General features: G+C 34.3%; 29 protein-coding genes and 1 pseudogene. 8 read left to right on the forward strand and 22 right to left on the reverse strand.

All coding sequences use genetic code 11. From position 1 onward, the window contains the following. Window positions 1–2 precede the first annotated feature (2 nt). The 9 genes from FZC76_RS03785 to FZC76_RS03825 form a co-directional block, all read right to left on the reverse strand. Window positions 3–911, reverse strand: a complete 909-nt coding sequence (locus FZC76_RS03785; RefSeq protein ID WP_148986923.1) for a type II secretion system F family protein — start codon at window positions 909–911, stop codon at window positions 3–5. A gap of 2 nt (window positions 912–913) precedes the next feature. Continuing rightward, entirely contained in the window at window positions 914–1,768 is an 855-nt protein-coding gene (locus tag FZC76_RS03790; protein ID WP_187441944.1) for a type II secretion system F family protein, read from the reverse strand. A 120-nt stretch (window positions 1,769–1,888) separates the two neighbouring features. Beyond that, window positions 1,889–3,244 carry a CpaF family protein gene (locus FZC76_RS03795; protein ID WP_262372372.1) on the reverse strand — a complete coding sequence of 452 codons (1,356 nt, stop codon included), beginning with the start codon at window positions 3,242–3,244 and terminating at the stop codon, window positions 1,889–1,891. Next, window positions 3,244–4,425: an AAA family ATPase gene (locus tag FZC76_RS03800; RefSeq protein WP_148986925.1), complete on the reverse strand. Its 1,182-nt coding sequence runs from the start codon at window positions 4,423–4,425 to the stop codon at window positions 3,244–3,246. The genes FZC76_RS03795 and FZC76_RS03800 overlap by 1 nt, the downstream gene beginning before the upstream one ends. A 3-nt stretch (window positions 4,426–4,428) precedes the next feature. After that, complete coding sequence (gene cpaB / locus FZC76_RS03805) at window positions 4,429–4,989, reverse strand: Flp pilus assembly protein CpaB (RefSeq protein ID WP_148986926.1); 561 nt, start codon at window positions 4,987–4,989, stop codon at window positions 4,429–4,431. 15 nt (window positions 4,990–5,004) lie between these two features. Continuing rightward, complete coding sequence (locus FZC76_RS03810; protein ID WP_148986927.1) at window positions 5,005–5,928, reverse strand: TadE/TadG family type IV pilus assembly protein; 924 nt, start codon at window positions 5,926–5,928, stop codon at window positions 5,005–5,007. Between the two features lies 1 nt (window position 5,929). Then, complete coding sequence (locus FZC76_RS03815; protein WP_148986928.1) at window positions 5,930–6,301, reverse strand: TadE/TadG family type IV pilus assembly protein; 372 nt, start codon at window positions 6,299–6,301, stop codon at window positions 5,930–5,932. After that, complete coding sequence (locus FZC76_RS03820) at window positions 6,298–6,798, reverse strand: A24 family peptidase (protein WP_148986929.1); 501 nt, start codon at window positions 6,796–6,798, stop codon at window positions 6,298–6,300. The genes FZC76_RS03815 and FZC76_RS03820 overlap by 4 nt, the downstream gene beginning before the upstream one ends. Before the next feature lie 62 nt (window positions 6,799–6,860). Continuing rightward, window positions 6,861–7,034: a Flp family type IVb pilin gene (locus tag FZC76_RS03825; RefSeq protein WP_148986930.1), complete on the reverse strand. Its 174-nt coding sequence runs from the start codon at window positions 7,032–7,034 to the stop codon at window positions 6,861–6,863. Window positions 7,035–7,255: 221 nt separating this feature from the next. Here FZC76_RS03825 and FZC76_RS03830 point away from each other — a divergent pair, with 221 nt between their 5' ends. Next, window positions 7,256–7,639 carry a DUF192 domain-containing protein gene (locus FZC76_RS03830; protein ID WP_148986931.1) on the forward strand — a complete coding sequence of 128 codons (384 nt, stop codon included), beginning with the start codon at window positions 7,256–7,258 and terminating at the stop codon, window positions 7,637–7,639. 31 nt (window positions 7,640–7,670) lie between these two features. Here FZC76_RS03830 and FZC76_RS03835 read toward each other — a convergent pair whose 3' ends face one another. Further along, a complete protein-coding gene (locus tag FZC76_RS03835; RefSeq protein WP_148986932.1) occupies window positions 7,671–8,726 on the reverse strand; it encodes a M42 family metallopeptidase in 1,056 nt (351 codons plus the stop codon). Window positions 8,727–8,931: 205 nt separating this feature from the next. On the opposite strand from FZC76_RS03835, the gene FZC76_RS03840 reads away from it, so the two are divergent. Together FZC76_RS03840 and FZC76_RS03845 are read left to right on the forward strand one after the other, a co-directional pair. Further along, window positions 8,932–9,612: a cobalamin B12-binding domain-containing protein gene (locus FZC76_RS03840; RefSeq protein ID WP_148986933.1), complete on the forward strand. Its 681-nt coding sequence runs from the start codon at window positions 8,932–8,934 to the stop codon at window positions 9,610–9,612. Continuing rightward, window positions 9,612–10,154 carry a hypothetical protein gene (locus tag FZC76_RS03845; protein WP_148986934.1) on the forward strand — a complete coding sequence of 181 codons (543 nt, stop codon included), beginning with the start codon at window positions 9,612–9,614 and terminating at the stop codon, window positions 10,152–10,154. The genes FZC76_RS03840 and FZC76_RS03845 overlap by 1 nt, the downstream gene beginning before the upstream one ends. A 45-nt stretch (window positions 10,155–10,199) precedes the next feature. Here the strand turns inward: FZC76_RS03845 and FZC76_RS03850 are convergent, their stop codons facing one another. Continuing rightward, window positions 10,200–11,186, reverse strand: coding sequence for a CheR family methyltransferase (locus FZC76_RS03850; protein WP_148986935.1), 987 nt, complete (start codon window positions 11,184–11,186; stop codon window positions 10,200–10,202). Between the two features lie 664 nt (window positions 11,187–11,850). Here FZC76_RS03850 and FZC76_RS03855 point away from each other — a divergent pair. After that, window positions 11,851–12,372, forward strand: coding sequence for a GNAT family protein (locus FZC76_RS03855; protein WP_148986936.1), 522 nt, complete (start codon window positions 11,851–11,853; stop codon window positions 12,370–12,372). A gap of 25 nt (window positions 12,373–12,397) precedes the next feature. Then, complete coding sequence (locus FZC76_RS03860) at window positions 12,398–12,718, forward strand: CHY zinc finger protein (protein WP_148986937.1); 321 nt, start codon at window positions 12,398–12,400, stop codon at window positions 12,716–12,718. A 35-nt stretch (window positions 12,719–12,753) separates the two neighbouring features. Here FZC76_RS03860 and FZC76_RS03865 read toward each other — a convergent pair whose 3' ends face one another. The 9 genes and pseudogenes from FZC76_RS03865 to FZC76_RS03905 all read right to left on the reverse strand — a co-directional run bounded on the left by FZC76_RS03865 (window position 12,754) and on the right by FZC76_RS03905 (window position 21,970). Continuing rightward, window positions 12,754–13,194 (reverse strand): hypothetical protein, encoded by a 441-nt coding sequence (locus tag FZC76_RS03865; protein WP_148986938.1) that lies wholly within the window; start codon window positions 13,192–13,194, stop codon window positions 12,754–12,756. Window positions 13,195–13,320: 126 nt separating this feature from the next. Beyond that, window positions 13,321–13,509, reverse strand: a complete 189-nt coding sequence (locus FZC76_RS03870) for a hypothetical protein (RefSeq protein WP_148986939.1) — start codon at window positions 13,507–13,509, stop codon at window positions 13,321–13,323. A gap of 161 nt (window positions 13,510–13,670) precedes the next feature. After that, window positions 13,671–14,027, reverse strand: a complete 357-nt coding sequence (locus tag FZC76_RS03875) for a hypothetical protein (RefSeq protein ID WP_187441945.1) — start codon at window positions 14,025–14,027, stop codon at window positions 13,671–13,673. A 1,612-nt stretch (window positions 14,028–15,639) separates the two neighbouring features. Continuing rightward, complete coding sequence (locus tag FZC76_RS03880; RefSeq protein ID WP_148986940.1) at window positions 15,640–15,846, reverse strand: hypothetical protein; 207 nt, start codon at window positions 15,844–15,846, stop codon at window positions 15,640–15,642. Window positions 15,847–16,028: 182 nt separating this feature from the next. Further along, complete coding sequence (locus FZC76_RS03885) at window positions 16,029–17,309, reverse strand: MFS transporter (RefSeq protein ID WP_148986941.1); 1,281 nt, start codon at window positions 17,307–17,309, stop codon at window positions 16,029–16,031. Between the two features lie 76 nt (window positions 17,310–17,385). Then, window positions 17,386–17,806 (reverse strand): annotated as a pseudogene (locus FZC76_RS03890) (ArsR/SmtB family transcription factor). A 778-nt stretch (window positions 17,807–18,584) separates the two neighbouring features. Continuing rightward, complete coding sequence (locus tag FZC76_RS03895) at window positions 18,585–19,556, reverse strand: tyrosine-type recombinase/integrase (protein ID WP_148986942.1); 972 nt, start codon at window positions 19,554–19,556, stop codon at window positions 18,585–18,587. 11 nt (window positions 19,557–19,567) lie between these two features. Next, window positions 19,568–20,641 carry a tyrosine-type recombinase/integrase gene (locus FZC76_RS03900; RefSeq protein ID WP_148986943.1) on the reverse strand — a complete coding sequence of 358 codons (1,074 nt, stop codon included), beginning with the start codon at window positions 20,639–20,641 and terminating at the stop codon, window positions 19,568–19,570. A gap of 3 nt (window positions 20,642–20,644) precedes the next feature. After that, complete coding sequence (locus tag FZC76_RS03905) at window positions 20,645–21,970, reverse strand: tyrosine-type recombinase/integrase (RefSeq protein ID WP_148986944.1); 1,326 nt, start codon at window positions 21,968–21,970, stop codon at window positions 20,645–20,647. 557 nt (window positions 21,971–22,527) lie between these two features. Here FZC76_RS03905 and FZC76_RS03910 point away from each other — a divergent pair. The 3 genes from FZC76_RS03910 to FZC76_RS03915 all read left to right on the forward strand — a co-directional run bounded on the left by FZC76_RS03910 (window position 22,528) and on the right by FZC76_RS03915 (window position 23,816). Further along, on the forward strand, window positions 22,528–23,388 hold the full coding sequence (locus FZC76_RS03910) for a hypothetical protein (RefSeq protein WP_148986945.1): 861 nt from the start codon (window positions 22,528–22,530) through the stop codon (window positions 23,386–23,388). Between the two features lie 76 nt (window positions 23,389–23,464). Further along, window positions 23,465–23,614, forward strand: a complete 150-nt coding sequence (locus FZC76_RS22880; protein WP_187441946.1) for a hypothetical protein — start codon at window positions 23,465–23,467, stop codon at window positions 23,612–23,614. Continuing rightward, window positions 23,595–23,816, forward strand: a complete 222-nt coding sequence (locus FZC76_RS03915; protein WP_262372377.1) for a helix-turn-helix domain-containing protein — start codon at window positions 23,595–23,597, stop codon at window positions 23,814–23,816. The genes FZC76_RS22880 and FZC76_RS03915 overlap by 20 nt, the downstream gene beginning before the upstream one ends. Before the next feature lie 702 nt (window positions 23,817–24,518). Here FZC76_RS03915 and FZC76_RS03920 read toward each other — a convergent pair. Together FZC76_RS03920 and panD are read right to left on the reverse strand one after the other, a co-directional pair. After that, window positions 24,519–24,713, reverse strand: coding sequence for a hypothetical protein (locus FZC76_RS03920; protein ID WP_148986947.1), 195 nt, complete (start codon window positions 24,711–24,713; stop codon window positions 24,519–24,521). Window positions 24,714–25,831: 1,118 nt separating this feature from the next. Then, window positions 25,832–26,215: an aspartate 1-decarboxylase gene (gene panD / locus FZC76_RS03925; protein ID WP_148986998.1), complete on the reverse strand. Its 384-nt coding sequence runs from the start codon at window positions 26,213–26,215 to the stop codon at window positions 25,832–25,834. Between the last annotated feature and the right edge of the window lie 23 nt (window positions 26,216–26,238).

A 26,238-nucleotide genomic window follows, 5' to 3' on the forward strand; every position in this document is an offset into this window, starting at 1 on the left:
TTTCATAATCCACTCTGTATTATATAAATCACCATCGGTCCAAGTAATACAATGAAAATGGCTGGAAACACCAGAAACATTAAGGGAAATACCATTTTGACAGGAGCTTTCATGGCATGCTCTCTCGCGGTGAAAACTCGTTGTTCCCTAATTCTAGTTGTAAGTAGGTTGACAGTTTTAGATAAGCCCATCCCCATCTGATCCGCCTGAATTAGGGATGTGATTGCCTGTTGAAAAGAAGCAATCTTCACTCTTTCCCTCAAAAGCATATAAGCTTCTTTGTGTGATTTACCAAGTTTCATATCATCCATCATCTTCATAAATTCATCTGATAGTGGTCCTTTAAGCGTTTTAGACACTTTTCGAAAGGAAGCATCCAGTCCCATCCCTGCCTCCATGGATAGGTTCAGCAGATCAAAGAAGTCTGGCATCATTCTTTCCATAAGCTTTAAACGTTTTTTGATTTTTACACTTAACATGAAATTAGGAATGTACAGGCCAAATAAGCTTATGACACCTACTAAGAAAAGGAGCGATGAAATAGACTCTGCTCCCGGTGACAAAAGGACCACTGAACTAAAGAACAAGATCAAAGTCAACGTCGCTTGAATTAATCTGAAATCAACAGAGGTCCATCCATTTGGTCTTCCTGCTTCATCAAGTCGTTTTTCAAGGTAGACTCTTGATGATTCTTTCATCATCTTTTGTACAATTCCCCTTGCTTTTCCCTTTGCACTCTCACGTATATCTCCTTTCTTCACCTTCCCACCATTTAAGGAGGCGGAACTAGGAAAAAAGTTTTCAATTCTGCGTTCTAGTGCTAAAGAGGAGCGAAAGACTGTCATGGTTATTGCTACACAAATCAGCGTCATGGTTGTAAAGGATAATACTATAAAAAGAAAATGTCCCATCTCTACACCTCAATGCTAACAATTTTATTAATGATAAACCAGCCAAGTAATACACCGGATATAGCCATGAAAATCATGACCCATCCAAGTATGTGCTGAAACATTAAATGAAAATAATCTGGATTGACCACTTGAAGATAAAGAGCAATTCCCACAGGAACAAACATGATTACCCACATAGATAACCTTCCTTGTGCAGTAAGTGTTCTGACTTCATCTTTTACTCTCATCCTACCAATCATTGTCTCCTGGATACTTTCTAAAAGACGAGAAAGGTCTCCTCCACTCTCCCTTTGAATGAGAATAGAGGTTAACACCATTTCTAAATCGGGATTATTAAAGCTAGTTTTCAGCTGTTCAAAGGATTCTTCTAAGGATAGTCCAAGATTAACATTCTGAATGACTTTTCCGAATTCTTTGCCTAATGGTTTTGGTGACTCTTCTGAAATTAACTTGATTACTTGCAAGAAGCTATAGCCTGCCCGTAAACTATTTGCCATGATCCCTAGCGCTTGAATGAGTTGTTGGGTTGCTAACTGATTCCGTATTCTAATTGCTCGCTTTAATAAAAATGAACGTATTACAAACCCAAGAAAAAAAGAAAAAGCACTTATTAATAGAGAAGACATGATCAAGTATATTATTCCACTTAAAATACCGGCTAAAAGAATGGTTCTTACGAGATATTCTCCTGGACCTATTTCATATCCAGCATAAATTAATTGCTGTCGCAAATTTTTGAATTGGAAGTTCCCTTCTAGTAGATTCCCCATTCCTAGAATGACTTTACTTTTTTCCGCTAACTTTTTCTTTTTTTCTTTCTCATCAGCTATAGTTAACGAATTGGAAAGAAGCAAGTATTTATTAAGCCTCTTCATTTCCTTTGTTTGTCTATTGGTAAGTCTCATGACTAGTAGAAATAGGAGAAGGAAGAACAGCGTAGATATAATTAATGTAATTAATATATTCAGGTTTCATCACTCCTCACTAAACCATGATGGCTGAATTTTAATACCTTGTGCCTCAAACTTTTCAAAGAAACTAGGGCGTATTCCCGTTGATGAGAATCGTCCTTTCACTCTCCCGTTATCACTTTTCCCAAGCTCTTCAAATTTGAAAAGGTCTTGCAGCACAATGGTCTCATTCATTACCCCTAACACCTCGGTAATATGGGTTATTTTTCTACTACCATCCTTGAGACGTACTTGATGGACTATTAAATCTAACGCTCCCGCAATCTGCTCTCTGATCGCCCGTACTGGAAGGTCAAAACCTGCCATCATCACCATCACTTCAAGTCGTGAAATTAGGTCTCTAGGGGAATTCGCATGTCCAGTTCCAAGGCTGCCATCATGTCCAGTATTCATTGCTTGTAACATATCCAGAGCTTCAGCACTTCTTACCTCTCCGACGATAATCCTATCAGGCCTCATACGCAAGGCGTTCTTAACCAGGTCCCGGATGGTAACCTCCCCCTTCCCTTCCACATTTGCAAGTCTCGCTTCAAGAGTGACAACATGCTCTTGTGAAAGCCTGAGTTCCGCGGAATCTTCAATAGTAACAATTCGCTCATCCTCTGTTATGAAGGAAGATAAAACATTCAAACAAGTTGTCTTTCCTGAACCAGTTCCTCCACTAATCATCATATTCAATTTTGCTTCTACACAAGATTTTAGAAAATCCGCCATTTCATAGGAAAGCCCTTCATTTCGGAGGAGGTCATGGATTGTTAATGGATTATCAGGGAATTTACGTATGGTTAGAGTAGGACCATTCATAGCCAACGGAGGGATTATGGCATGAACACGTGAACCATCAGGTAAACGGGCATCTACCATAGGGACACTTTCATCTATCCGCCTTCCAATTGGGGCTACAATCCGCTCCATTACTTTTAATACATGGGAATTGTCTCTGAATGTAAAAGGAGTCTTAATTATTTTCCCCTGTTTTTCCATGTAAATTTTAGTTGGACCGTTAACCATTACTTCCGTAACTGTCGAATCATTAAGAAGCGGGGTGATTGGCCCATACCCTGTTAGCTCATAAATGACATTTTGAATGACTGCTTGCTTTTCCTCATAATTAAGAATGTCATCACGATTGACGAAAAAATCATCACTCAATTCAGCTACTTTCCCCTCCACTTCCCTATCCTCTAAAGATTGCTGTTTTAATTTATCTACTAAGTAGTTATGAAGTTGCATTTCAATCTCTTTGAACTGAGGGAGATAGACCGTTTTCGTATTGGTAAGCGTAATAGTGGATTCTTTCAACCCTTTTGAACCCTCCACTACTTCTGTCTCGACACCGAGCCTTCGCATAAGAGACACTATTTTCTCCCCCCCGCACCAATTAGAACGTCATTACTCATCAATGAGGCATGCCTCTCAAGACATGCATCTGCCATTTTAGTAAATCGTTTAGATAAGCCTTTCTTTGGAGAATCTGCTACAAATGGAATACCTGTTGCCACTGATTTTTTAACTATCTTTTCTTCGGAAGGAAGGACTGTCAGGATTTTTACACCGAGAATCTTTTTCATATTTTCTAATTTCAACGGATCATCCTTTTTTACAGCATTTACTACTAGCTGAGGTTTTGCCTTTAGCTGAAGTGATTGAAGAGTATCCATAAATAGCTTTGTATTTCTAACTGCTGGAAGGTTACCATTTGTCAGCAAGTATATCTCATCAGATAACTCCAGTGTCTCCAGCAACAGGTCATCTACATGTGAATGTGTATCTACAATGATGATGTCATACCACTTCTTTAATTCTAAAAATAATTCCCTGATATGCTCAGGTTTTATTATCTCCGAGAATTCAGGGCGAAGTGGCGCAGCAAGAATTGAAACATTTTCAAGATATGTTTTGGTCAAATAGGCCTGCACGTTCCTATTTTTACGATCAAAGTCTTCCTTCACCCATTCATAAATGGTCTTTTTTGGCTTGACATCACAGAACATCGCAACATCTCCAAATTGAAGGTGCAAATCAACTAAAATCACTGATTGATTTTTTTTCTGAAGGGAGTACGCCAGATTTACTGCAAATGTCGTTTTCCCTACACCTCCCTTTGTACTTGAGGAGGTGATAATTCTTCCTTCTTTCTGTGCGAAACTTGGTGCATGAGCTTCCTGTTTCTTCAAATATTCAATATGCCTTTTTGATTCGATCAGTCCATTTTTAATCAATTCGATATCATCCTGCAAGTTGATGCAATCCATCATCCCTGCTCTCATAGCCAACCGGATGTCGGCTTCTTTAAGGTCTTTTCCCACCATGATGACAAAATTATTTGGGTCTAGCTTCTTTAACTGCATGGTCAAGGAATAGAAATTAGGAGAAATAGATTTATCGATAAAAATAATTCGTTTTTCTGGAGCATCCAATTCATTTAACAGCTCATCAATGGTCGTTAACCCCTTGTAATTTTCATGTGTTCTTAACCAAAGAATCATCTCACTGATTTTCTGTTCATTTTCATTTAAAAAACCGTACCATTTTATCATCTATCATTGCCCCCCTTTCTTGATCAGCTGCTTTTCATCCATTAAGATATTTTCGTTTAGAGTTGAGTTATCTCCCTCAGGTCTTAACATGAGATAGATGGAATGCTGGGAGGCAAAACCTAAACTTGCACCTTGTTCTGGCGTGGCTTCCACCGTAATCATTTGATATCTTGCCCCTGTTTCAGGTTCGTCCATGAAATGCCCCACAGCCAAGACTTTCACATTTTGCAACACAAATGTTCCCACTTGTGACGGGACAACTTCTTCATTGTCCTCTTTTGTGGTTTCAATATTTACAAAAATGTCCACCATCGCCCCTGGCTCCAAATGTCCGGATACACCTTGTACGTCGTTAACTGCAATGGACATAGCTCTTTTTCCATTTTCAATTTCAAATTCTGTAACTACCACTTCTTCTTCCTTTTCCTCTTCTGCCGCTAGAACAACATTATTAGTAGGTACTTTTTTCTGGTTGGGGCCCCCTGGGAGATAAAAAAGATAAAAACATATTGTACTGACAACTCCGAACATAATTGACAGTAGCCATACTTTCTTTAGTGTCATGCTTCATCCTCCAGTCTAATTTACTAGTTTAATTGTGCTTATTCCAAAATTTTCGACGTCTTCGCTAAATTCACCAGAGGTAACAACATCAATGAAGTACCCGCTTACTGATTTATTCCCACCGTTTGGTTCCACCTTTTCAATCCAGAACGCAGCAAATCCGATAATCTCGACCTTCCCTCTACCATTAACAGAACCAAGGTCATTTACAATCGGTAAAATAGCAACCCTCGCACAACCGCTTGTTGCAGTGCTAAATTGATTACAGTAAGTTTTTGTTGCGTCTTTACTTATTCTTTCTTGAAAACCACTGCGAACCTTCCCCCATTTCAAACCAGGTTCAGTCAATACGTAACTACCAGGTGTAATTTCCACTTCGATTCCGTTAGCAATATTGTCTTCAAGGTTTGCGGCACCTCTTCCGCCAATAGCTAGAAACCCGAAATTTCCTTGTTGTGGACCATTGCTTCCCCCACCTGGTGTAAAATGCAGAGTATGTGATTGCCCTTTTACCAATTTATCCTTTGGAATCCCGACTGGTATGACGTTAGAATGCTTAATTATTCCTCTTGTAGTGTCTAAAACTGCCTTAGAAGTTGCAGAAACATCTACAGAAGCGAAGCCCAGTACTTTGGCAAAAGTCATTTCTACCGGGACCTCATTATGTATCTCGACTGAGTCTGAACCCACAGTGATTTTACTGGAATTCAACTCTGTTCCATTGGCTGCGGCTAATTCAATTGCTGCATTAACAACTTTAATCTGACCGTTTTTAACCTGTTGTACACCAGCTAATGCTGCCGAATCAATCGCTTTTTGCATTTCACCTTTTTGCAAATATAAACGTCCACCGTCGACAACCAGTCCTGTTAGCGCAACAAGCAAGGAAAGAATAAATGCCATCATGACCAATGCGTTACCATCATTACTTTTTAGCATTTCACTCCACCCTCATCACAGATTTTGAAGAGATCGTAAAGGAATGTTGGAATGATCTCAACAAAGGGTTAATCATATTTACCGGATAGCTAAGATATATTTCTATGTTTTCACCGGAGTTCCTTGCTTCAGTTGAAATGGATACAGAGACTTGATTCGTATCAAGGCCTGTTGTTGCATTATTTATTGATGCAATCACTTCAGCATTGGTTTTTCCAACACTTGCCACTCTCGCACCTTCCCTTGCTGCATGCTCCAATGCCACAGCCGAGAATAGAACTCTTCCAATATCAAACATCCCGAATAATAGAAGTAATATTAAAGGTACAATTAGTGCAAATTCAACTAGCGATTGTCCATTTTGTGACTTCATACCAGGCCTCCGAAACAATAAAGACTTACCACTCCAAGAGCAATTGGAACTCCGTACGGAATTGTATATTTTCTTTTCACTTCTAGTTCCATATTCATTGACTGCTTATAAAGTACAGAGAATATCAAATTCTTAATAAAGAACAATAGTCTATTATTTTTAAGAAGGATGACCATTGCAAAAACCCCTCCAATCAATGCCGTGTAAAGGAAAGATTGAAACACTAGCTCTCCGCCTATCATTGAACCTATTGCAGCTAATAATTTTACATCCCCAGCTCCCATTCCACCAAGCACAAAAGGAATGAACAATAGAAAAAAACCTATCAATAGTCCAATAGAGCTAAAATACAGCCCTTCTAGACCTGCTTGATATGTATTGTAGATTAAACCGAACAGAATGGCAGGTAAGGTGATTATATTAAATATTATTCTTTTTCGAAGATCCGTTACTACGGAAATTCCTAATACGATAAACAGAACGACGTTGATGAGCATCTGGCGTCCTCCTTTGTTTAAAAATAGCTCTGCTTTGTTGAAGCAGAGCTTTGTACATCAAATTATTTTATACTTTTTAATTTGTCTGTTAGAGTACCAAACACAGCTGAAATTTGTCCACCTAATGCCGTAACTGCAGCAACAACACCTAATGCAATCAAACCAACCAACAATCCATACTCCGTTAACCCTTGACCTTCTTCTTCTTTAAACACGCGGATCATCAAATCTTTCATGATAAATTCCTCCAGTCGTTTGTTCTTTATTTAGAACTTGATTCAATATTATAACGAACTAGAAAGAATGAAAACACTAAAAAAAAGGCATTTTTGACCATTTACTTGAGAATTTCTATCTATTTAGCTTGTTTCCTTCATTTTTCTCAGTATTTCGTTTTTTAAAAAGAATTTAATATTCTATATAATGAACAAAAGCTAACTAAAAGAAGGAGGATATAATGGAAAACTATCACTCGCTTCATATTAAAAGTGCCGACACCTTTACAAAACGGTTTATCGGACTTATGTTCAAACCTTCCATACATAATAGCGGCCTACTGCTTTCCCCCTGTAACAGTGTTCACATGTTTTTTATGCGGTTTCCTATCGATGTCGTTTTCGTCGATCAAGTTGGGAAAATTATTTTATGCATAAAAGAGTTAAAGCCTTGGAGAGTATCGCCAATTGTTAAAAATAGCTATTATGTATTAGAAATGCCTTGTGGATCGATTGATCAATTCAATCTTCATGAAGGCAAGAGAATCGTAATACCTAAAGATAGAAAAGATTTTTTCATCTCTATAATAAGTGAAAATAATAAAAACCACCTACGGTTCCTTTAAAGGTCTGCAGGTGGTTTTATTTGGATATGAATTAGTACTTCACCATACCAGACAACAAGTAATGGTAAATCAACTTCTCCGTATTTTCAATGGAACTTGCGTGTGTGCGTTCGAAGGCATGGGAAGATTCTATTCCAGGGCCAATTAAACCATGGATGATATCGTGGCCAGAACGGATGGCAGCAGATGCGTCTGAGCCGTAGTATGGATAAATATCCACTTTGTAATCCACTTCGTTTTTCTTTGCGAGATCAACAAGGTGCTTTCTTAATCCGTAATGGTAAGGTCCGCTGGAATCTTTTACACAGATAGATACTGTGTATTCATCTGATGATTGTCCGTCTCCAAGAGCACCCATATCCACCGCAAGGTATTCCACGGTCTCCGGGGTAATATTGGAGTTCCCCCCATATCCTATTTCTTCATTATTAGAAATTAAGAAGTGTGTAGTATAAGGAAGCGTAATTTTCTCGGACTGAATAAATTTAATAAGTTTTAGTAAAATTGCTACACTCGCTTTATCATCGAGGTGCCTAGATTTTATGTAGCCACTATCTGTGATTTGTACCCTAGGATCGAAAGATACAAAGTCTCCCACTTCAATTCCTAGAGCTCTTACTTCATCTGCGTTGGTGACTTTTTCATCAATGCGAACTTCTATATTTTCATCGTTTCTTGGTGCATCTCCGGCATTTTTATATACATGAACAGAAGTTTGATGCATGAGAATGGTTCCCGTGTAAGTTTTTCCGGAAGATGTTTCGATTTGGCAATATTCCCCTTCGACGGAATTCCAGCGAAACCCTCCGACTGTGGTGAGTTTTAATCTACCATTTGATTTTACTTCTTTTACCATAGCTCCCAATGTGTCGACGTGGGCTGTTAGCATGCGATGTTCTTTATCATTGCTTCCTTTAATGGAAGCAATTAAGCCTCCCTTACGGTTTCGTACTGTTTCTACTCCACATTCGCTTAAGTACCTTTCAACAAAACCTATTACCTTCTCCGTATTACCTGAAGGGCTTGGGATAGAAACAAGTTCTTTGATTAATGAAAAGGTTTCTTGTACATTTGGTTGATAAGTCATTGAGACACTTCCTTTGCTACTAATATTTACCTCTATTAAGCATAAGAGAAAATCTTTGTCTTGTATAGCCCAGTGTCAAGGTATTTTTAATCCCATAACTGGGCAGCTGACAAACATAAACGAGCATTTCATAGAAGAAGCATTTGATTTTACGGAAAATATAGTATACTGTTTATTATTACTATGTTGGAATAGGAGGGGTCAAATGAATGAAATCTCCAAGAAACTATCACAATTCCTTCTCGACAAAAACGTGGCCTCCGGTTGGTCTTGTGTAAAAGATACGATAGATCAAGGCTACAATAGTTCGTTTGTTTATGATTTTATCCTTCGTGACGCCATGTATCGTATTGGAGAAATGTGGGAGGAAAATAAAATTTCTGTTGCACATGAGCATTTGGCGACAGGTACATGTGAGATGATTTTGACAAAATATCATTTAGAAAAAATAAATGATAGAATTATAGATGAGCACTCCCCTTCCCCGCGCGCCATGTTTTTTTGTGTAGAAGGGGAAGAACATGATTTAGGATTGAAAATGGCCTCTTCCCTCTTTGAAGAATTTGGTTGGGATGTGTATGACCTTGGTTCCAACCTGCCATTGGACTATGCAGAATATAGCATAAAAAAGTGGAAGCCGGATGTTGTATGTATATCTGTATCCATTAGACATCACCTTCCTAAACTTAAAGAAACAATGGAAAGACTGCAAACTATTAACACTGGCACCACTTTCATAGTTGGAAGCCGCTTGCATGCGGAATCTGCCTTTCAGTCATGCTGTCCTGCGGAAACTCTCATTGCTAAGGATACATCCTTCCTTTTCCAATGGTTGGAAAATTATAGAAAGGAAGCCGGAACTATCAATAAAGGAGTGCTTCTTTAATGTACCGGATTCCCGTCCCATATTTAAAATTGACTGAGGACTTCAAAATTATTAATGTATCCCAGTCAGTAACACACATCTTCTATCCAGTTACTTCATTTCTAGACTTGGTGGACTTGGATAGTAGAGCAAAGTTAAAACAAATAAAAACAACTCCTTCACCGGGAGTGATGGAGCTTAACCTAAAAACAACAGATTCGCCTACTACATTGTTCACTGTCTATTTCCATTATCAGCAAAAAGAGAAGCTTATTCATTTAGTTTGTATGAATGAAACGTCTGCCTTTCAGCACGTGCAATTGGAATTTCAGCAATGGCGAAAGCAGCTTGAGAATAATGAATGGAACGAAGTTGTTACAACAAACCTAGAACCTGATACTTCATTTGAATTCTATAAAAAGCAAGCTGAAAGAAAGATTACCACTATCAATGATTTACTTGGAATTATACAAGATGACTTATCAGAGGTTGGAAAATTGGAATATATTAAATTAATTCAGTCGGAACTAAAAGATATTAAAGAACTTCTCCGTTCTAAATAAAATAATTTAACCCCCGCCGTTTACCTGACGGGGGTTTTCTTGAGCCTATTGGTTATCCAAAAGAAAACTTTCAATGGCCAATTCGAGCTTGTTCATCTCTTGAAGCATAGCAGCAGCATATTCTTCTTTGTAGAACTCCTGCTTTTTAATTATTTGGAGAAGTCCCTTAACAAAGAGTATGGGATGGTACGAATCGATTTTAAGCGTTTCGTACTTATCCTCATATTTCAGGTGAATGTCCTCAAGCTTCCCTTGTAAATTAGCAATGCGCTCCTTTGCTTGGATCAATTCTTCATTTAATAACTGGAACTCTTTCTCTTCCTGACTTTTTTCCTGTATAGCATGAAGGCCCGCGTCTTCACTCCGGTTACGGTCTTCCACCTCTTGCTTTATATATATCTTCCACTTTTTATTGATTGCTTGAAATAGCGCTTTGCTTTCTCCTATAGAACCCGATTGTCCCAGAAACAAATATCCGCTTTCATTTAGTGAATGGTGGAAAGAAGAAATAATTCGCTGTTGCTGTGTCGGCTGAAAATAATGCAGTACATTTCTGCAACTGATAAAGTCCAGATGTTGAAACCCAGGATCTTTTGCAATGTTGTGAGGGGCGAATATGATATTCTCCCTTATCGATTTTTTCACCACATAAAAATCCTGCTTCTTATCAAAATACTTATCCAGAATGTCAGATGGTACATTTTCAAACGCCGTTTCAGGATAAACTCCCGCCCCAGCAATCTTTACAGAATCATAATCCAAATCTGTAGCGTAAATCTTAAATTCCATTTCATTAACATTATGCATGGATCCTATCGTCTCTTTTAACAGAATTGCTAAAGAGTAGACTTCCTGCCCAGTGGAGCATCCTGCAATCCAAATTCTCATCTCATTTTCAGACAAATCCAGCTTCTTTTTCAGTATGGATGCAAAAATTTGTTTTTGAATGAGATTAGCCAATTCATTATTTCTCAGGAATTCTTCTGCACTGCTTGCTGACTGCTTCAAATCTTGTAAGTTTTGACTTAACATATCTAGTCTCCCTATTAATTGTTCAACTACTTCTCTATATCTTTTTTCTATTTTACCAAATTTCAAAAGAATTCTGTAAAGATTTTTTCCTACAAAAATCGAGTTTTATTTTATCTTCTTGACATTCATCACATATGTTGTATAATAATAGTTTGGGTATACACCCAACACATTAGTAACTTGATATAGAAAGGAAGAACGTTATGACATTCTTAAGCAATACCAACGTGTCACAAGGATGCACTGGCGTTCCATATAGTTTTTTCACAAAGGCTTAATCGATCTGGCACGGCCTAGGAGCCGTAAGGACGTATGAGAGGTAGGGCTTACGTTGTTTAAGTAAGGGAAACTACCATGGAATTATACCGCGGCAAACGAATATAATACTTTTATGTCATTTATAAATCATGTCCATGTAGCAGGACAGCTTATAATGCTTGTGATGAAGCAAGTTACTAATTGCGCTATTCATCAATTAATTAGCGCCTTTATTCGAATAAAAAAAGATAAAAGCAAGTTATCCTTAGCGATGACTTGCTTTTATTTTTTGCTTGTTGTTTGAAAGATATGTAAAACACCTGTATAATTATATGCTGATTGTCAATTTTGCTCGGAAAATAACTATATTTGTAGATATTAAATAAAAAAATAATGGGGGAATTGGATGTCTTTCACAAGCTTATTCATGGCCGAAGAAGAGACAAGAGATAAAGAAGAAATCAAACAGGAACTAGATGATTTGGAAATTCAAATGTTCCGCATGAAAGAAAACATGAAAGAAATCGCTAAAAAATGGCAAGTGATCGGCATTGATCAAACGAAAGACGATAACTGGGTGGTTGTTTACACAAACAACGACCATCACTCATGTAAAATCATGCTTAGCGATTGCGAATCCGCTTTTCGTGGCCAGTGGGATTTTTCAATTCAAGCAACATACAAAGAGGATGACACCATTTTCATCGGAGATATCAAGGGCCCTGAAAATAAGGGTTATGGTTCAATCTGCATGAATTACCTTAAAGAAGTCGCCAAAGATCAAAATATCCATTGTATCACTGGTGACATCGCAAAGCGTGATTGGGATCATGTAGATCGTTTAGTTCATTTCTACGAAAAACATGATTTTCAAGTGGAAATAGATGAAGAAAATATGTCTGGTGAAATAGTTTGGCAACCTAATTAATTTCACAAATAAGGAGATAGATGGAATGACTGTTAAAGTACTCGGTTCCACAGTTGATAGTTTTACACGTTGCACTCATTATCATACAGAAAAAGATATCATTGCCATAAAGTTTCATTGTTGCGGGGAGTACTACCCTTGCTATCAATGTCACGAAGAACATGCAGATCACCCCGCTAGTGTCTGGCCTAAACATGAATTTCATACAAAAGCAATTTTGTGCGGAAACTGTAAAAACGAACTGACCATTAACAAGTATTTAAACAGTCCATCGATTTGTCCGACTTGTAAGGCTTCCTTTAACCCAGGCTGCCAGCTCCATTATCATCTATATTTTGAAAAGTAGAGGCTTTCCATTTTGGGAAGCCTCCACAAATCAACTCAATCCGGTCTAACACATATTGGATATGCCCTACAGCGTTTAGAAGGAGTTCTAACTAAACGTACTGAGTCATTTGCAGGATCAACTTCCGCTAGGACAGGCTTTCCAAACCGTGTTGCCCAAACCAGCATTGGACATAATGGTGTATTAGTATTAGGGGTAATTAAGTCACCTACAATACTTTCTAATTCTTCATACGTCGGGGTTCGATATCCTAAACCTAAACCTGCACAGAATTGAGAGTTGTATTTTACTAATTGATTTAAAAACAACACTTCTAATCCAGCAGCTACAAAAGGTTCATTTGAACGAGCTATTCTTGACACTTCACATGACGCCGGCTCATTCCTCCTAACCGGATTAGGACATCTATCCCAATCATCATCACAACAGCAACAACAACGTTTTCTCTCACAACATTCCACGTAAACTATTCCCACTATTATCACCTCCTATTACTTGAGCTACTATATAGTATGTTGGTTGCTAGATTCCGCTTGTACGTTTCTACCAAAACAAAAAAATAGACGAACGCATTTAGCGCACGTCTATTCTCCCATTAGCAATTAATCATTGTACCTGTAAAAGCGAGATGCACCATCACTACAACCACAACTCTTCTTGCGTCGTGCTGAATCTTCCATCGGTGAAACCGCGTTTTCCATTTCGTCGTCCATTTCACGTCTTCTAGGGCAAATAAAGCATTTACACTTTATTTCGCAACACACTTTGCATTCTACATACACAACCCCCATGACTCTCACCTCCTCTAGTAATCTATTAAAAGTATATTCATTTTACTAGAAAGTGACTGTGTCATTTCCTCAACCACGAAAAAATAGACAGGTAGTAGAGTCGGCTGCCTTTTTAAAGTATAAAAAAACCCGGAAATTATTTTCCGAGTTGTTAAATCGTCTTATACCATTTTTAACTTTGGGCACTTACAGCTATTACCAATGACTCTATATCCAATCACTTCAATTCCTTTTTTCTTTAAGTAACGAACACTAATGTTTTTTTCCATATGACTAGAAGCAAAAACAACTACTTTATCACCTTGAAATTGTTGGTAGTTACGTTGCAGATAAGCAACAGGGATATTGAATGCAGCCTGAACGGGCTCATCTACGTAGTTATAATCTCTTACATCAATAGTTTTTACAGCCAAAGTACTTTCAAGATCCTTTACACAAGGAACACCTAAGACAGGAACATATCTATTGTAAACGTAAATAGAAACTATCATGCTTAATAAAGCAACAGAAATGACCAACGACCATCTCCTCCAATACGATTCATTTTCCTTATATGTTATACCCCTGTAGGTATAATTGTCAACTATTCTGATTGCAGAAAAAAGCCCATTTTTTAACCTAAAAAAAAGCACCACCCTCTGATAAAAAAGGATGGAGCTTTTTAGATGATCTGAGAGGGATTCGAACCCCCGACCCCTACCCTGTCAAAATCATCTCACACGTTAATTTAAATTAATTAAATAAATAGTGTTAAATAAATATAGATATATGAAGCGATCTGGTTGATTTAAGTTCATCTTAATTAACTTAGATAAACCAAGATAAATAAAAATGTGCAATTTCATGTGCAATTTGTAATATTAAAGATGTATGTATATGGTTGTTTCAGAAAATAAGAGCTGAATGAAAAGTGATAAATCATATATATGTAATTTAAAATCACTTTTTGCTGAGATTTCTAAATGTGATAATCTAAAATCATTTTATTTATATTGTATAATTGTGTTTAATTTCAGCAATACACGAATTCATTGATCAACCCAAGTTAACTGAGGAATAACATATAGAAAATAATAGTTTGTATCGAGGTAGATCCCCGTCCAAAAAACAGAAAAGAAAGAGAAAATTTAAAGGTAGTTTGTAATCAAGTAAGTTGCGCTAATGCAACCAATCTGGAGGACACAATACAGTATTCTAAATACCTGAAAAAATAGGGTTTAATTTCTAACCGGCTCCGTTACCTATAACAAAAACTCTTTTTGCGTCACTAAATGCAAGTTAATATGCTGTAAAATTGCACTTCTTTTGTATATAAAAAATAACCCAGTTAAAAAAAAACGATTTATAAACCATAAATTATATTAAACCGATTATCAAATAATAGATCCTATTTAATGGAAAAACGTTCTTGAATTTCTATTCTACACAGATATCCAAGAAAAGCACCGTTAAATGAGTAATTAACCAATTTTTCACTTAATAAGTTCTAGATTATTTTTATAATTTACTTAACTTGATTTGTTCGGCTGGAGAGAATTTAATATTTACAGAATAGCAAAACTTGTGCTTGTCTGAAAAATTTGTTGGAAACATATCTAAGTACCTACGTACCTGTTCTTGTAGTAAAGACCTAGCCATTGGGTTATCTCTAACTTCTTTAAATAAAAAAGCTACATCGCTTAAAGGGAATTGATCATAATAATCGAGCTTTATTCCTATATAAGTAAGGTGCTGTGATTAATGATTCTAACCCTATTTTTATCATGGTCTTATATATAATAAAGCCAGCCATTCTAAACAATAAATGCTTTGCGAATCTTTCATTTTGCTTGGAATCACCTTTTTGTTCCCTTTCACTGACATGAGAAGAAATAAAATTAATTAATTGTTCTTGGTTTTGTTTTAGTTCTAGAACAGATGTATGAACTATTCTAAATCCTAAATTGAACAACTCTTCGCATAATTGTGCTTTTTGAACCGAACTTAGAATTCCTTAATAGTTTTTCAGTATCTGTTCAGTTATCTCAATTATTTAAACCCTTTATTTATTGCTTCTACACGGTTCATTATTACCTTAGAGCAGATAAAATTACTTTATCAGTGGCAACTTTTAATCAAAGAGCGATAAAATTATATAGAAGAGTCATCGCCAGTCAAATCTGGTATCATTCCTAAATCTACATCATAAAAATTAGCAGCTGCATTGCTAACACTGAAGAAACCAATAATTTCTTCCTCTTTCAAAACTGCAAACAAACAGTTACCTCTTGTTTCTGGGTCTAAAATATCAACTAAATCTTCTTCATCAGCTTTTATATCATAAAAAATATTCTCCATATGATAGCCATAGTCACAAAAAAGTGCACATTTTTTAATCCTGATATACACCCGATTGCTGAAGATTGTTAATTAAAGCAAAGGCTGCACAGGTCTTCTAGAAAAGCTCCAATTTAATTGAATAATAAAGAAACAATTATAGGTCAGAAGCGTAATAATAAACACCAAAATTTGCTTTAATCTTAAAGTGATTTACTATATCCTGATATACTAGAAGTACCGAAAGTTGAATGATCTATTTCTATTGCAGAAGGAAGATTTCTTGTAACTGAATCTAAAAACCAAATTACCCCTACTAAAAGAACCATCAAACCGCTAAAGAGAATGATATATCCACTTCCAACTAATACACCAAAAATGCCTCCTACTAGACCACCAAGAGGGGAAGCAATTCCACTTATACTTATTGTAGCAGAAAACACTCTACCCAATAATTTTTCAGGAATACCCTTTTGTATGACGGTGTTTATTACAATATTTGTTACACCTCCTGGAATCCAAGCAAGTCCATAAATAACAATTGTTAACCAATTCCAAGGTGCAAAAATAGATAAACCCCACGCTAGACCACTGAGAGTAAACGCATTCGCATATAATAATCCAATTGGAATGTTATCTAGTTTTAAATAAGGAGTTATTAAAGCACCTAATAGACTTCCTAGTGCTTGAGCCATCAACAGCAAACCATAGATTTCAGGTCCACCTTTATCTGATCCAAAGGCAGGGAGTACAACAAATGTAGCCCCCATAGCTAAATTAATTATTATTACTCCATATAACAGTCTTGAAAGGGGTGTAAAAATAATTATTTTCAACCCATCCAATAATTCAGATATATACTTTGATACTATACTTTGTTCTAATCTGATACTTTTTTGGGGATTTACATTCTTTTCAATAGGCATTCGAATTAAGGAAAAAATGTAAGCACCAAGTAAAAATGCAACTGCATCGACAACATATATTGATATCGCCCCTATTAAGACGATTAATATACCTGAAATTGCGTTTGACGTTATTTCTATACCTTGATATGCGATGGTGAATAAAGAATTTCCTTTAGTTAAGTCCTTTTCCTTCAAAAACTTTGGTAAAGCAGCCATTTGAGCAGGATATACAAACATATTTAAACTCGTTAATATTGGGGTAATTATTAATACGAGGGAAATGGATAAAAAATTTAAATAAGAAGCCAAAGGGACAATAAGAAGTAAAATTGCTTGAAGGAGCTGTGTGTAAATTAAGATTGGACGTATCGGTAAGCGATCAACTAAAGGACCAGAAAAAAATTGAATTAGCCGTGGGATAATTGATAAGAATCCAGCCAATCCTGTATAAAAGGTTGAACCTCCCAAATCATAGACTAACCACATCGCAGCAACAGCATATAAACTATCTCCAACATTAGTAAGAATTCTTCCTAAGAACATCCAAGTAAAATTCTTATTTTTAAATATATCCATAATAAAACACCTCTTTTCCCATTTAATCTATCTCTTTCTTTTCAGTAGAAACTAATTTAAAATCAACAGCATATTCTTAAATCTTATTTAACTCACTGGGGTTTGATTGATTCAACCACTTTTCAAGCAATATTTTAACATCTTCTATTAATTCTTCTTTTTCTTCTTCTTTAAGAAATAATCTAGGACTTAAATTAGAAGAATCTGTTGAATTAAAATCTTCATTTAGAGCTGAATCAATAATGTCTGTACTGTTTGCACTAAACCATTTTGACTTAGCTTTGTAATACTTTTCAATAATTCCACCTACTTCTTTTGTTTTAACAATTTCGATCAAACCACCATAATTTAATTTCTTAATATGATAGTGCACACTACCTGGAGAATTACCTAACATGTCAGAGACTTGCTTTGGCTGTTTTAGGTATATCTAAAAGTAAACTAATGATCTTAATTCGTAACGCATTTCCCAGCAATTTCGATTGCTCAACAGAAATTTTTAGCGGAACTTAATTATTATCAAATTTTCACTCATCCTTTAACTAATTTAATTCTTCTTTCAAAAAATTAGATATATTTAATATATTAGATTAATGGTAATAAATACTATTGTAAAGATTTTTTCAGAAAAAATAAAAAAATGCCAAACCAGAAAAGGTTAGGTACATTTTTGTATATCCACCTAATTGGTTTATTCCACAATCCTCCCTCTATAAAGAAAGAGATAACTCTTGTTTTATTTTATATAATGCTCACTAACCCTTCAGCAAGATTGGTTTGTCATTTTACTTAAATAATTTATTCTATTAGAATTTACTACCTATTGTATTTTGCAGATGTATTTAGCGTCTGAAAATGCCTATTGTTATGTTGCAAATATAATAAAAAATCTCATTTAAATCACCCTATTATTTGACCGTATATGATATAAACAAAATTGCCTATCGAATTAGAATACAATTTGATAGGCAATTTAAGTTGCATTTTCTATGTTTGCGATAGCTAACGGCACCGTTATTAAATTTCATTTTATTTTGTTTCTTCCTTAGATTTCGTAAAAGCCCTAACGTAGTTTGCTACTGGCAGTGTTGAGGTGGAGGTAAAATGATGTTTACCCAGTAAAGTAGGAGGAGGGTTAGTATTTCTCAAACACCACAACTTCTCTCAAATTAAATTGAATATAATTCAAAAAAATTTATAAAATTGGAAATTAATAATTAAGAATTGATAATTTTACTCTTTATGTATTGAGTAATCAATAAATAGTTAAGTAATTTATCCAAAATTATCTAATTTTTTTATATGCTCATATACTTCATTATTTACTTTCAGTTCCATACCTAAATTTCTTATCATATTTGGATTTATGTACGAATGAGTTGAATGGAGTTTTTTATGACCAAGAAGCTGTTGGATTATCAATACATCTGTATCATTTTCAGCCATAAATGTCGCAAAAGAATGTCTCAGTTTGTGGAGCGTCGTGCGAGGTAACTTTGCACAATCTAAATAGTGATCAAATAAATACTGAACATCTGCCAACAGAATTTTTTCTCCACTATTATTTACCAAATAATCCTCAACATTTAGTCTATGTTTTTCTATATACCTCTTTAATATAATGCCAAAGCCATCTCTTAAAACAATAAATTTACTTGAGTTATTCTTAGTCTTTTCTAGGTAAATTGTTTCATTTATTAAGTCTATATCTCTAACCTTAACGTTTAAGATTTCAGAGGGACGACTACCTGTAGTTATTAACAATAAAAAATAGATGGCGTCCCTTTCTAAATTCATACTATTTTTTAGTAAACTTTGAAGAAACTTTAATAAATCATGTCTTGATAAAACATATTTTTCTTTTTTTTCTGGTTTACACTTATGTTCTTCAATGACGAAGGTCATTTCATCAATTAACAATGGAAAGTCGTACTTTCTATTGAGACTATGGAAAAAGCTTTGTAACGCCCTCCGGGTCTGATGTAACCAATTATAGCTTTTATATAAGTGACTTTTGAGGTATTCCTCAACCAATTTGACATCCAATGGGGAGAAAAATAGAGTTTTTCCATTGTAATCTATAGTTTCATATATTTTTTCCAAATGTATGTCTTCTTCGGGTGTGTCAGTCACTTTAGATAAATATTCCAAAAATTCCTCCAGTCTCTTTTTATTATCTCTTTTCAAATTAATGCAATAAGTACTACTATTATCGTATAATATAATTTCTTCTAATAAACTCTTCATAACTTACCTCCCTATATCAGTTCATTTAATAATTGTTCAAAAGGAAATGGGTAATTTTTCATTACTTGTTCTCTTAAGTCCTTTGGAACTAATTTAGTATAAACCGCCGTAGTTTTAGGATCTTCATGACCCAGCATTTGCATTAAATACGGTTCAATAATCCCTGATTTTAAACAGTTTACTGCAAAAGTATGACGAAGAGAGTGCACGGTAAAATTATTGTCTAGCCCTATATCATCAAATATTCCTCTTACTAAGTACTGCACGCTTCTATCTAAAATTTTCTTTTCCCTGATTAGACCTTCATCACTCGAAAATAAATACCCTCTAATATCTGATTTCCATTCATCTACCCCACTAAGCTTTAAATAGTGTAAGATTTTAATCTTTACTTCCTCGAACATCGGGATATACCTTTCTTTATTCCGTTTTCCTTTTCGAACAAAAATTAAATTCTCATTGATATCAAAATCACATACTTTCATATTGGTTAACTCACTCACACGACATCCTGTTCCTAATAGGAAAATCAACATTGCTCTCTTTCGATAACCATACGTTTTTTGAAGTGCAGCCTTTAGGACTTTCTCAGTATGAGTATCGTTAATATATCTTGGTAATGTATCTATACTCTGGATAGGAAATTTTCCTCTTAAATCTTTATCCGTATATCCTTTAGTATGAGCAAAACCTAGAATACTTCTTATAATTGCTAAATACTTGTTAACTGTATTTGTCGCTAACCGTTCAGTTTTTCTTGCCTTACTATTTTTTAATAGTTCATATACGATGTTTTCTCTTAGCTCTGTTATGATTAAATTGGGATAGGAATTGCTTAAAAATGTTTTAAGTCTCTTTAAAAAATTTTCATAGGTTTTTATTGTTTCTGCACTTCTTCGATTTAAATCGTGTAATTCATTCAAGTTTTGATGGTATTCATCAATCACTTGTATGGCAGTTACCTTTGGTTGATTAAGTTGTTGTTTATCCTTATTTTTAACAAGCATTAGCAATTCATCGACCGTAATTCCTAATTCATTACACAATCCTTCATAATTGACAGAAGATTGAATTTTAATAGGCATTTTCTATATCCCTTTCTTTTTTAGTGGACTTTTATCTAGAGTGTTCTTCAATAATCTCTTATTGGATTTTTGATGATAATAATAAGTAGATCTCCAGTCCTTATGACCTATAACTTTGGACACCCGTCGAATGGTATACTCGTCCAATGCATTTGTAATGTAAGTATGCCTAAAAGCTTTAGGAGAGTGTAATTGTTTACCAAAGGCTTTTATGTTTACTCGATAAAACAGTAAATTTATAAACCCACTGGTTATGGCACCACTACTACTGTTAAGGAAAAGGGAATCATTTTTGGGTTGATACTCATTACGAATATCCAGATAATCCTTTATTACACCCATTACTTTATAACTTATTTTTAGCTTTCTCTTGTTTGTTTTCTTACAGCTAAAGAACATTGTTTTTTCCGTAAGGTTTATATCCGTGGTTTTTAAATTGGAAACTTCAATTGGTCTACAACCTGTATCTACAATTATTAAAAATATGGCTAAATCACGGGTTACATGCTTCGAATACTTACAAATCGCATTCATCATTTCAATCATCTCTTCTTTAGATACATATTCATTTGCTTGGTTACCCCTGCCTCTTAAATGTAGAGGTATACTATACTTTTGCTGCACTATATTTCTACTGTATAAAAATCTAAAAAATAACTGAATCGTTCTAAGATATACAGTTGCTGTGGCTTTACTTATCTCTTCTTTTTGAATCCTTTCAGACAACATTTTTTCATAACTTCTAACTTCTTGTATTAGAAGTTTAGCTTTCTCTTCATCAAAAAATTGGTTAATATCTATCCCGCGACTTTCCAAAAAACGGTGAAACATTAAAATCGTTTTCTTAGAGGTACTCATAGTTCCGGAATCAATACTTTCAAGGAACTTCAGAAATTCAGAAACGATCTTTGGGATTTGCTTTTGAGGAAGCACTTCCTCCTTTCGAATAATTATTTGATTTTTATTATTAAGTGATTTTTCTTTTTTCTTTATTCCTATTCCTTTTAATATGGGTTCTACCTTTCCTAATTGGTCCGGAAATATGTAGATTAAAAAATTATTAATTAAAACTTGTTTATTCCTTAATGCTATTTTGGATAATCCTTGAAAAACATGAACTCTATTTAAATAATCCAAATATATCTGACCGTCTGAAGGAGTTAGATCCCTTATTTCCTTTCCGTGAAAAAGAAAGAATTCCATAAGTATGTTAAATCTCATTTTTTTGCCTTTTTCCTTTTTTACATTTAAGAACATTAAATAGTTTTCAATAAGCGCAATAAAATCAGAAATTTCACCTGTTTTCACTTTAGAAATATTGGGTTCCATTTATTATTCTCACCTTTCATAAATTTTTTTCTAATACACTTACTACTTAAAGTGATAAAATATACTTACCAAACATTGAGTGTGTATTAATAATAAAAGGCATAAAAAAAATGCCTAGTAACATTGTTACCAGACATTTCCATTTATATTCGTGGAATCCCAATTCTACGCGATTTTTCTTTATCTCACTAAAGTATTTTTTCTCCTTCCTTTCAAATTTAGGAAAATCCTTATGCAATCAAGGACTGTATAAATCAGAGTTATTAATCAGAATATTTATAATAATATTATAATCATTTTACTACAATGATTATATTTGTCTACACTTTTTTTATTATTGGTACTAATTTTTTTGAAAGGAGTGGTTGTATGAAAATGACTCTATTCAAACATTTTTTTAGTTTGACAAAGACAAAAATCACTTTATTCCCTCTTCATTCGACCAAATCAATTATTATTATAGTACCTAATAAAAGTAGGAGAGAAATGGTTGAACTTTTATAAGTTCATCATCGATACTTACATTTTATGATATTACGATTAACTTGGTGATATAATTGAAAAAACCAAGTTCTGGAATAGAATCTATTATTGAAGTTATAAACGGCATTATCACAGAGGAAGAGTTTTTTTCTAAGAAATCTGATGGTGTTGGGAGATTAATAGTTGATTTACCTGAGCTGTTAATTTTAAAAAAACAACCTATATTATTTAGAGAGTTCTTATTATCCGTATCTCTAGCAGGACGATTTAAAATTCTTTTAACCAAAGAAATATTAGGAATGCCACAGAAAAGTCTTTATACTAAATATGGTATCCCAAATGACGCATTACGTTTTTTAAAGGGACTACAACCTGTCGCCAACTCGAGCCCTATGCCAGAGATAAGAAAAATTAATTTAGTAAGTTCACCCAGAATAGAAATTTTAGCCACTATTGCTTTATTCTCTAGGCTCCCTATTACTTGGTTATTAGAAGAAACGCCCGAGAACAAATGGACAACAGAGTATTTTTATTATTTACCGGATGCGCATTTAAATCTAGATCAATTCATTGATTTATTAAAGATTACGGAAGAACAAGCGCTTCAATACAGTCAAACTAAATTACATTCTCGACCTGATTTTCAGTATGTATATGATGTTAGAGGCGTAATACTACACTTTAATGAATCTGAAAAACTGTACCTTAGACTACTTTTCTGGGAACAGGGAGGATTTGCAATTGAAATCTTTAATAAACAAAAACAACTCCAAGGTTTTTGGCAATTAAAATCCCTTTTAAAACATTTTGGATCAATAGAAGTAGGATATTGCCAAACGGTAATTAATAGTCAAATTAATATAATGTTCATTGTAAAAAGTACTTCAACTAATTTTTCTTATCCAACAGAGTTCCAACAATTTAATTTTTTATAAACAACACTTATTTAAGTACATTACTATTTAATGCACTTAACTTGTTTATCCTCCTTTACTAAAAGGAGGATTTTTTATGAAGAAAAATCAATTGAATATGACAAATGCTGATGCAAGAAATCGAGGATTAAACCTTTTAGATGCTTGGTTGAAAGATCTTACTTTAAAGGAGAAAAGTAATTCGAATATGAAAGTTGGAGATGTTAATGAAAAACACAGGAGGTGAAAATGATTATCCGCTAATTCTTACCGCGAAAGAAATTTGTGAAATATTGAAAATTTCAAAACCAACAGCATATGAAATAATGTCAAGGTCAAACTTCCCATTACTTAAAATTGGAAAATGTAAAAGAGTATTTAGAAATGATTTTTTTGATTGGTTAAAGTCCGAAAGAAAAAACCACCATTCGAATAATAAAAAACTATAAGAAAAGCATATATTCATTGAAGTACTAATTATACTTCAATGAATATTTTTTTACATTCAAAAAATTTTTGGGAAGTTTAAATAGTACAATACATCATTCCTTATAAAAATAAATAGGTCTCCTTCAATTTGCACAATTCTTTTACTAATCAATGCTCCATTCCAAATTCAATATTAGGACATAATGTATAAGATACTGTTCTTCACTAGAACCAAATAATTAACGGTCCTATTCTAGAAATTGTAACTTAACCAATTGACAAAACTATTATATCTTTTTACAAGTATCAGTATATTTTACTAATTCTTGTTATATATTAAATACAGCATAACAAACTCTGGATCTCCACTAAGTAGTTCAGCTTTTCTACTGTTTTTCTAATGATAGGATCACATTTAGAAATTAGCAGTAATACCTATTCCCACTCAATTCCTCTATATCCATATTAGAACTTGGATTATTAGGTTTTACTTCAAGTTAATGCTATTCATGGTGTGTACGACACATAGAAAAATTGCACTCTCCCCAATGTATTACCTTACTTACGATAGAAATTATTATTAAAACTGTATTTTACATTGGATTCTTAATTTGCCATTCATATTTAAAAAAGATAAAATTGAATTAATCAGTAGAGCTCAACTACTGTGGGTGAACAATCACTCCATCCCAACTTGCCAGCGTATAGGGATGGAGTTTTTCTTAAGTTAATGGATAGTCTTCTTCAGATAAGTTACGTACTACCTTTTTAATAAACCATTCTCTTTCATAGATCCATTCGTATCTTATTATTTTTTCATAGTTTAAGATACCTTTAATCTGAAGAATGGTCTCTTCAGCATCTTCTATTAATGCAAGAATGGATTTTATCTCTTGATAAATCAGTGTTTCGAACAAACCTTTCTCAAATATATTCCAAAGACTTTCTTGAATACTTTTGTGATATTTCAGGTCATCTTTAACTATATTTAATAAATTTCTATTAATACTCTCTGTCCTAGAATTAATAACAACCCTCTCCCATAAACTCATATTAGCGCTTATTGGTTTTAACTATTGTTCTTATATAGCAAATAATAAAGATATGTTCCTGATTAGAAATTACATGTAATACAGCAAGAAGTATTTATTCAGCCATGTAGTGTGTTGTGTATATAACATTTAATTAAAGTATGAAATGGTAGTAAGATTTTTGCATATTAAAAAACAGCTGTATATTAGAATTTTTGTAAATCCGCAAAGTGAAATAAAGAAATTGTATCGCATGGCAACATCCATTGTTTTCACATGTTCAATATACATTTCTTCGGTTATGTTAGCTTCTAGGTGAAAACCTTAGCTAAAACATGTGGCATTTTTACATCTTGATCTACACAAAAGTTTCTAATCTAGAAATTGTATTTTTCACTAGTATGTTTGTGGTTGCTAGGCTAAAGAATGGTACCAGCGTTACTACCTATTTGGATTCATCCAGAGACAACTCCGCTGTTTTAAAAGGGTAACTTGTTCCACATTTTTTTGAAGGCCTATTTCCTCTTAATTTCATCTAAGATTTTTGAAAAAGTCAAATCCTTTAATTCTTCCTTATGTACTCAAATTCGCCCACTACTTTTAACTTTTTATGTACATAATATAAAGGTATAGCATATTCCAGTTTTAAAATTTCATTAGTATTTATATCCTTGCTTATATCATTTCTACCCTTAGATTCTTGTGGTAGCTCTTTACTTTATATTTGTGTAGCTCAATTTCCCCTTTTTTACTACTTAAATCCCTTTAAATACTTCATTAGGTATATTCAACATTAGTAAACAAATTCTACTAGTTATATATGAAGTTTGCTTTCCTCAAACCAGTGGTTTGCCGTTCGCTCTTTCAGAATCTACGTCGCACAGTTACCCTTGCGTTAAGATACTGCTACTTCTGCCTACACATTTTGGGACTTGTTCCCTATTGATGCACACACGCTGGGATTGTCATGGAGAACCTTAGGACAAACCTAAGGTTCTCACTTTTCATACAATAGTAAATGCTTCTTCTTTATGAAGTAATTGTGCAATAGAGTTATCATCGTTCATTATCGCTACTTTAGGCTTGTGTGTTTGGGCCTCTTCTGGTGTCATTTCAGCATACCCAATGATAATCACAACATCACCAGGTTGTACTAATCTAGAAGCCGCACCGTTAAGGCAGATACTTTTTGAACCTCTTTCTCCAGAGATAATATAAGTTTCAAATCGAACTCCGTTATTATTATTTACAATTTGAACCTTTTCGTTTGCAATCAAACCTACAGTATCTAAAATATCTTGATCAATAGTTATACTTCCAACATAATTTAGGTTAGACTCTGTTACTACTGCTCTATGAATTTTTGATTTCATCATTGTTATCATCATCATATATCACTCCCATTTTAATT

Source organism: Sutcliffiella horikoshii (assembly GCF_008180725.1).
Taxonomy (GTDB): Bacteria; Bacillota; Bacilli; order Bacillales; family Bacillaceae_I; genus Sutcliffiella_A; species Sutcliffiella_A horikoshii_B.